General features: G+C 50.7%; 6 protein-coding genes. All 6 read left to right on the top strand.

The annotated features are described in order from the left end of the window. Positions 1–246 precede the first annotated feature (246 nt). Positions 247–2,274 carry a type III-A CRISPR-associated protein Cas10/Csm1 gene (locus tag BAA01_00510; GenBank protein ID OUM85168.1) on the top strand — a complete coding sequence of 676 codons (2,028 nt, stop codon included), beginning with the start codon at positions 247–249 and terminating at the stop codon, positions 2,272–2,274. Positions 2,275–2,378: 104 nt separating this feature from the next. Beyond that, positions 2,379–2,762, top strand: a complete 384-nt coding sequence (locus tag BAA01_00515; GenBank protein OUM85169.1) for a type III-A CRISPR-associated protein Csm2 — start codon at positions 2,379–2,381, stop codon at positions 2,760–2,762. Positions 2,763–2,774: 12 nt separating this feature from the next. After that, positions 2,775–3,470: a type III-A CRISPR-associated RAMP protein Csm3 gene (locus BAA01_00520; GenBank protein OUM85170.1), complete on the top strand. Its 696-nt coding sequence runs from the start codon at positions 2,775–2,777 to the stop codon at positions 3,468–3,470. Beyond that, positions 3,457–4,422 (top strand): hypothetical protein, encoded by a 966-nt coding sequence (locus tag BAA01_00525; protein OUM85171.1) that lies wholly within the window; start codon positions 3,457–3,459, stop codon positions 4,420–4,422. Before BAA01_00520 ends, BAA01_00525 begins: the two co-directional genes overlap by 14 nt. Beyond that, a complete protein-coding gene (locus BAA01_00530; GenBank protein ID OUM85172.1) occupies positions 4,385–5,908 on the top strand; it encodes a hypothetical protein in 1,524 nt (507 codons plus the stop codon). Before BAA01_00525 ends, BAA01_00530 begins: the two co-directional genes overlap by 38 nt. Before the next feature lies 1 nt (position 5,909). Then, positions 5,910–6,827 carry a hypothetical protein gene (locus BAA01_00535; protein ID OUM85173.1) on the top strand — a complete coding sequence of 306 codons (918 nt, stop codon included), beginning with the start codon at positions 5,910–5,912 and terminating at the stop codon, positions 6,825–6,827. Positions 6,828–7,284: the final 457 nt, after the last annotated feature.

Here is a 7,284-nt window from a genome sequence, read left to right on the forward strand (position 1 = left end):
GAGGATACTAATACCAGAAAAATGAATCGCCAATCCCATAAGGAAGAAGATCAAAAGCGCTTACAAGGGAAAGGTTCTTTTCAAGTTCGCATCCAGAATCCAAAAAAGGTGCCCACACTAGCTTGACTCAGACAACGGAGAAATTAAAATTGCATTTCGACAGGGAATCATTAACATATATAGTAAGATGGTCTGATTTTCCTGTAGCCTATTTCCTACAGGTGAGAACAGGAAAGGGGGACGAATTTGCAAACGGATCGCATTTGGCGGGAGACGCTGGATTGGCTGCAGGATGTGCTGGAACGTCCGCTGGCAAGATCATTGAACCGGTTTGCTCACATCAAATTGAAGCATGACGGACAGCTCCCAAACATCAGGAATATTCAACTCTTGACCGAATCGGAAAAAACACGCTTGCTGGCAGAATGGAACAGTCAGACGTCGCTGCATCAATCGGGCCGCTTCGACTGGCTATTGGATTGGGGGCGCAGACATTTAAAGGATGCAGCGCTGCCGGAACGTCCGTTCTCGTCGTTATATGACGAATTGCGGGTCAGGACGGCTGTTTCTTTGGATGAAAGCAAGCGCTTCCAACTTGTATTGGGAGACCTGTCCGGGATCCAATCCTATCTGTTTGCCATTGCGCACATCGGTGAAGGCGGAGTAGCGAAAAGGCTTCGTTCCCGAAGTTTCCATCTGTCGCTTATCGCCAAAACGGCGGCATTGTACATTCTGGATGCCTTGGGACTGTCTTATCGGCACCTGATCATGACGGCTGGCGGCATTTTCATGTTGGCGGTTCGTGAACATGATCAATTGGAACCTGTCCGGCAGGAAATGGAGCGATACTTGTACGCCAGGTATCACGGTTCGTTGCATCTTCACCTTTCATCGCAAGTGGTATCGATTGATCAGTTGGGTTCCATCTCGGACGTCATCGGAAATTTGCACCAGGATATTCAACGTTCGAAGATGCAGCCTGCCGTCCGCCTGTTGAAGGATGAAGAACGTTGGCACGATTCCATCTGGCTTCATGAGCGCAAGTCCGGCGCGTACTGCATCAGTTGCCGGAGGCATCCCGTTCAGGATGCTGCCGCAGATGAGACATTATGCGAATATTGCAGCCAGGATGAGCAGAACGGCCTGATGCTTCCCAAGTCTCAAGCCATGTGGATCGGCCGGAAAATATCGAATGAATCGTTTAACCACGCCGTTCAGGGCAGACACGCCGGTGTCTTGTGGGATCGATACGATGTATGGCTTTTGCGAGATGCGGGATATTTGCCGGAATCGATGAGGAGAGCGGGGTACTGGGAACGATGGGTAGACCGTCCGTATGATCCGTCAGGATCGGATTCCGAATGCTGGATGAGCCATGCTTACATCTCCAATTACATCCCCCAGAAGGACGGGGCGCCGATTCATTTTGAAGGACTTGCCGACATGTCCACGGGCAAAAAGATGCTGGGCATATTCAAAGCCGATGTGGATCGTCTTGGGCTTTTATTGTCATATGGACTGCGGTCCGAGCGTGGTGATTACTCCTTCGCGGAATATTTGAAAGCCTCAAGGCAATTGGAAGATTTCTTCGGTGAACGGTTGACCGTGCAACTGCGCGACCAATTCCCCCATCTCTATACCGTATTTTCCGGCGGCGATGATTTGTTCATCATCGGACCCTGGTCGGAGTTGCCTGACTTCGCCATGTGGCTTCGGCAGGAATTTGAGCAATTTGTTGAAGGCAATCCGGAGGTCACATTGTCGGCAAGTTTGCTGTTCGTTCCGCCGCGGGCTCCCATCGCCACCTTCGCGCGTGAAGCCGACAGGCGATTGGAAGAGGCGAAGGACAAGACCAATCCGTTCAGATCCGCAAAAGAGGGACGCAACCAGGTGGCGATCTGCGGAATTACGGTGGAATGGAATGATTTGCCAACGATATGGGAACGCGCAAAACAATGGACCGAATGGGTGAAAAAGGGCGTTTGCAGCAGCCAGTTCATCCGAAGATTGCTTGAACTGTGGGAATTGCGCGAGACATATGTTCGTGATGGAAAAATTGATGGTTTGCGGTACAATGCGTTGCTGAATTACGCCATTCGGAGGACTGAGAAGCTGCCGATCAAGAATGAATTGGGAGATGAACGCCGGAAGCTGCTGGAATGGGCGGAATCCCTGAGGCGGTTTCCGAATGATGAGGCGGCGCGGGACTGGTATCTCATGCCTGCTGTCTATCGGTTGTTTGCCGCATATCGAGCGAAAGAGGGAGATTCATGAGTCAGGGTTTCAATGGAAATCGCGGGCACCATCATGGTCAGAATCGCTTCGATGGTCGGTCCGGACAAGGCTGGTCAGGAAGAGGCGGCAGAAACGATATTCCGATGACATTGCCGGATGGGTACCTCGCCAACGGTTATTTCGATGAAAAAGGTTATCCCTTCAGGCAATTGTTCATCGATTGGCCGGAAGAACTGGCAACCAAATTCAGACAAGGCAAAATGACGGCTTCCGCTTTGCGCAACTTCTACAATGAAGTCAGAATCATCAATTCAATCGCGGAAGGATTGGAGTTCGAGCAAGTCAGGGAAAGGATCTGGAAGCTTAAGCCGAGTGCACACTATGCTGCCAATCGCAAGGCCGGGAACACGCCCTTTCTGTTCTATCAATTTATCGTAGCCAACCTTCCGCATGCCGAGCAGTCATTGAAGGCTTTCAAAACTTTCGTATCGCATTTCGAATGTGTTGTCGCATTCTTCAAAGAATAGAGGTGTCGTTTCATGACCAAATCTTTGATTGGATATAGTGTTCTTCGCGGCATCATCCGTTGCGAGACGGCGCTGCGCATCGGAGGTTCAAGGGAGACGCTGGAGATCGGCGGACTGGACAACCCAGTCATCAAACATCCAATTACCATGATGCCGTATATTCCGGGATCGTCCTTGAAAGGCAAAATGCGCAGCTTGTTGGAATTGAAGCTTGGGAAAATCGGCAAGAACGGAACGCCGTACAATGGAAAAAAAGATGACGGCACGGAAGATACAGACTGTCCCGTCAGCCGTGTATTCGGCCCGCATCAAAATCCGAGCCACAATTTTGGTCCTACGCGGATTCTGGTGCGTGATGCGCGTCTGACTCCGGAATGGGAGGAACATTTCCGCAAGCGGCGGGAAGAACTTGGAGATTCCTTCCTCGAGTTGAAACAGGAAACGTCCGTTCATCGTGAAATCGGCATTGCTCAACACGGTACTTTACGCACCAACGAGCGGGTACCTGCAGGTACAGAATTCGAATTTGAGATCGTGGTTCGCAACTTCGATTGGTTCCCAAACGAGGCGGAAGAGAATCTAAAGGTCGTGACGGAGGCGATGCGCCTCTTGGAGCAGGATTATTTGGGCGGATCGGGTTCGCGCGGTTACGGAAAGATTGTATTTGATCACGTTACGTTGAACGGAGAGCCGTATGCATTACATTGAGATTGTCATTCGTCCCTTGTCCGACTGGATGACGCCATGGCAGGCCGATACATTGTTCGGACATCTCGCCTGGTCGATTCGATATGAAGAGGGCGAGCAAGCCTTGAAGGAATGGTTTGATGCGTACGATGAAGGCGGTGAGCCGCCCATCATCCTGTCGGACGGGTTTGTCGGCAGATGGCTTCCCCGTCCGATGCTGCCGCCGGTTCGCCGACCGGATAAGCCTTTACTCGAGCTTGAAGAAGCGATCGAAGCGAAGAAGCGCAAATCGCTTCGTTGGATCGACCGGGATGCTTTGATCCAAGGCCGGTATGATGACCTGGATTCGCTGTCTGACAAGGGCGAACCGCGCGAGTCTGTTGTCCACCATAATGTGATCAGCCGTTACAGCCATCGCAGCCTGAATGAGGACGGATTATATGCGGTAGAACAATACGGACTGCCAGAAGAAGAAACAACGATATCCATTTATGCGAGGGTGAAGGATGATCGGGAACTGGAGAGACTCAAGTTCCACATGGAAAGGGCCGGACTGGTCGGATTCGGAAAGCGGAAATCCGTCGGCATGGGCCGATTCGAAGTAGAGGAATATATCGCGCGTGACGCATGGTTCAATCGGCCGGATGCCGATGCCCATATGTGGCTGAGCCATGGCGTTCCGGCTCCGCATGACCCGGTTCATGGCTGTTACCGGATTGATACGAAGTACGGAAAGTTGGGTGACGGATTGGCAACGTCGGGTAATCCGTTCAAGCGTCCTTTCACTCGTCTTGTTCCGGGATCCGTGTTCACGGGAAGCAATGCGCACCGCAATTGGTCCGGCAGAATGCTGCAAAATCTCGCACCTGCTCATCCGGAAGTCGTGCAGTACGCGTTCGCGTTGACATTGCCGTTGACAGTGGGAGAGGATCGACTTGCGCAGATGGATTTTCGTTTCGCTGGGGGCTTCTGATATTCAATATAAATCCGACAGAGGCAAGCCGCCTGAAGAAAGACGCCTTAAAAATTATGCCCAAGAGTGCGAATCGTTGTATCAATATTTGAAAGACACCTGTGATGTTGAAGATCTTGATGTTCCATTGATTCGGGCGATTGTCGATCATTTGCTCGAAAGGAAGCTCCCGCCCGATGTCCTTGTGGCGTTTTATACCCATCAGAACCCGAATGAGGCCGGAAGTGCTCCGGGACGTTCCAAAGATACCTATTGGGCGTTTCGCATCATTCAATATTTGGCACAGGAGACCGATTACTTCGGCGTTCGATTCCGGGTGGAAGGCATACATGTCCGCGGCAATCCTGCGGATTATGAACAGATGGTCTATCTTTATAAAGATATCATGACAGTCGATCAGCTGAAACGTCTCGGCGTCCAGCATGAGGATGAGCTGTACGCCAGTTTTACGGCGGGAGCGCCGGCCATGTGCACCTATCTGCTCATGGGTTACAGCGGATTGCACTTCCCGCGTAAACGGGAATGTTTTTCGGTACATATGGTCGATGACGGATCGGTTATCCGTCAATTGCCGGCTTACGAATTGTTGCGTCACGATGATATTTTCAGGCTTCTCAAAAAATTGCTGGAGTCCCGTCAATTTAATGAAGCTATCCTCCTGATGTCTTCCGCCTCTTTTTCCTTTCTGCATGATTGCAGGCAGGAGGCGGGAGACTGGATACGTCTGCTACAGGAACGCTACCTGTTTTGTTTTGACCGGGCGTTGCGGATTCTGCGGAAATGCCATTCGGCCTTTGCCGGCGAGCCTTTCCATGACCGGATGAAGCGTGAACTCGAGACACTGGGACGAGGCATGGCGAAATACCAGCGCATTGATTCGGATGCGCTGTCCGCTCCCGAACTCAAGGCGCTCATGGGTGAGTATCTGCACAAGGTGCTCTTCTTCTGGGACAGCGGGCAGTGGAACGAATTCGCCTATGTTGCGAGCAGTTTTTATGAATGGATCATTCAAGTGGCATTTTTCGATGCCGTCGGATATTCGTTGGCCCGTCAGAATGGGGAAAGGAAAAGATGGGGCCATTTCCTGAAGAGAGTGTCCGCCGATCTTCCGGATTGGCTGAAACTGGTGGTGGACACCCATGACGATAAGGAATCAGACCGTTATTTTTGCACGAGAGTATTGAGGCAGAGCGGCAAGTGGGCGGCATTTGCCAATTCGGAATGGTTCCGTCGCATGAACGTTTTTTATATTGAAGTTCGCAATACCCGAGTACATCAGCTTCGGGGGACCGAACGCGATGATGTCTTGAGTCTGCTTGGTGAGGATTGGCCTAAGAAGACGAAGAGCATCTTGTCTGATCATTTCGGTATCGATGCGGGGATCTCCAATTTCAATCGCGCTGTTGAGGATTATATTGACTATCTGAACAAGAAATTTGCGCAAAAATACAGTGTTACGGCATCATGGAACGGGGATGTTCTTTAGGATGCAGATTGATCAATTGATCAGGCAGGCTGTGGAGCAGGTGAACATCCATGCGTTTCGTGCCTGCTTCGGACTGGAGACGTCGGATGGCAGCGCAAAACCGTCGCGAGCGTCTTTTTCTCGATCGTTTGAACATGCGATGAAAAGATTGTCATGCACATGCGGCGGAGAGGCGGTGCGTGAGCAGCGGCATGATCACGGGTGTCCTTATGATCGTTTGCTAAACAGGGAGCGTCCGCCGCGATTCGTGCTTCATTATTCCGGTGAGATGGGAAGTCAGCATGACAGGCTGACGGTTGAATTCGCGCTATTGGGCGATACTGTGCAATTGTTGCCGCTTATAATATTGGCGCTGGACGATATGGAATTGGGTATGAAGGATGCGGAAATCGCAAGGCCGCAGTTGTTGGAAGTTCTGACGATACCGGATGGAAACCGGATTTACGATGGACGTGGTCGAAAATTGGATATGGCGAAGGTCGTTCCGTCTTCCGTTCGGTTTCCGGAAGATGACGGACCTGTATCGAGCGTCATGATCAGATTTGTCTATCCGATCGATCTGATCGGCAGCGGCAGCAACAGTGTGATTCCGCGATTTACGGCTTTGATCGAATGTCTGTGGCGGCGGTTGTCCATTCTTTGTCCCGATTCCCCGTCTATCAAGAAGACTAAAGATGATCCCGGTTTACGGGAAGCGATGGAACATATCAAATTGGATCGGATGAAATTGAAGTGGCGGAAAACGCCCCGGTCTGACTGTGGTGGATCGGTCAAAACCGGAGGTGTTGTCGGGCAAGCCGTATATATTGGCTCGATTGCACCTTTCATCCCGCTGTTGAGAATGGGGGAATGGATCGGTGTCGACAATGGGTCGTGGATGAACATGGGACGGATTCGTGTTGAAGTAAACAAGATGTAGTTTTGTGCCTGAAGCTGGTCGCTCGGGAGATAAATTACCCCAGAATTGAGGAAATGAATCTTTGTCGTCGATCCCTGGTGCTGTAAAAATCCCCGGGGTCGACGACAATTGAAAAAACATGAAAATGCTGATGGGACAATGGTTCAGTGATATACTGGGGTTGGAAATGGTGAATTATGGGTGGCAGTGCTCCTTTTCAAATGCCTTATTTTTCGGGCATTTTTGGAGTTTTGATCGTACCTATGAGGGATTGAAACCTCGCTGTCGTGCCATTCGATGCCGGATTCGCCATCGTTTTGATCGTACCTATGAGGAATTGAAACCAGTAACTGATGCTAGACTAAATAGTGGACACCGAGAATCGAGAATGCAACAATAAACCTAGCAAAATCGAGGTGTCCGAAGATGAGTCAGAAATACGACAAAGAGTTTAAAATCCAAACCGTGAAAATGATTC

This window comes from Bacillus thermozeamaize, from assembly GCA_002159075.1.
Taxonomy (GTDB): domain Bacteria; phylum Bacillota; class Bacilli; order ZCTH02-B2; family ZCTH02-B2; genus Bacillus_BB; species Bacillus_BB thermozeamaize.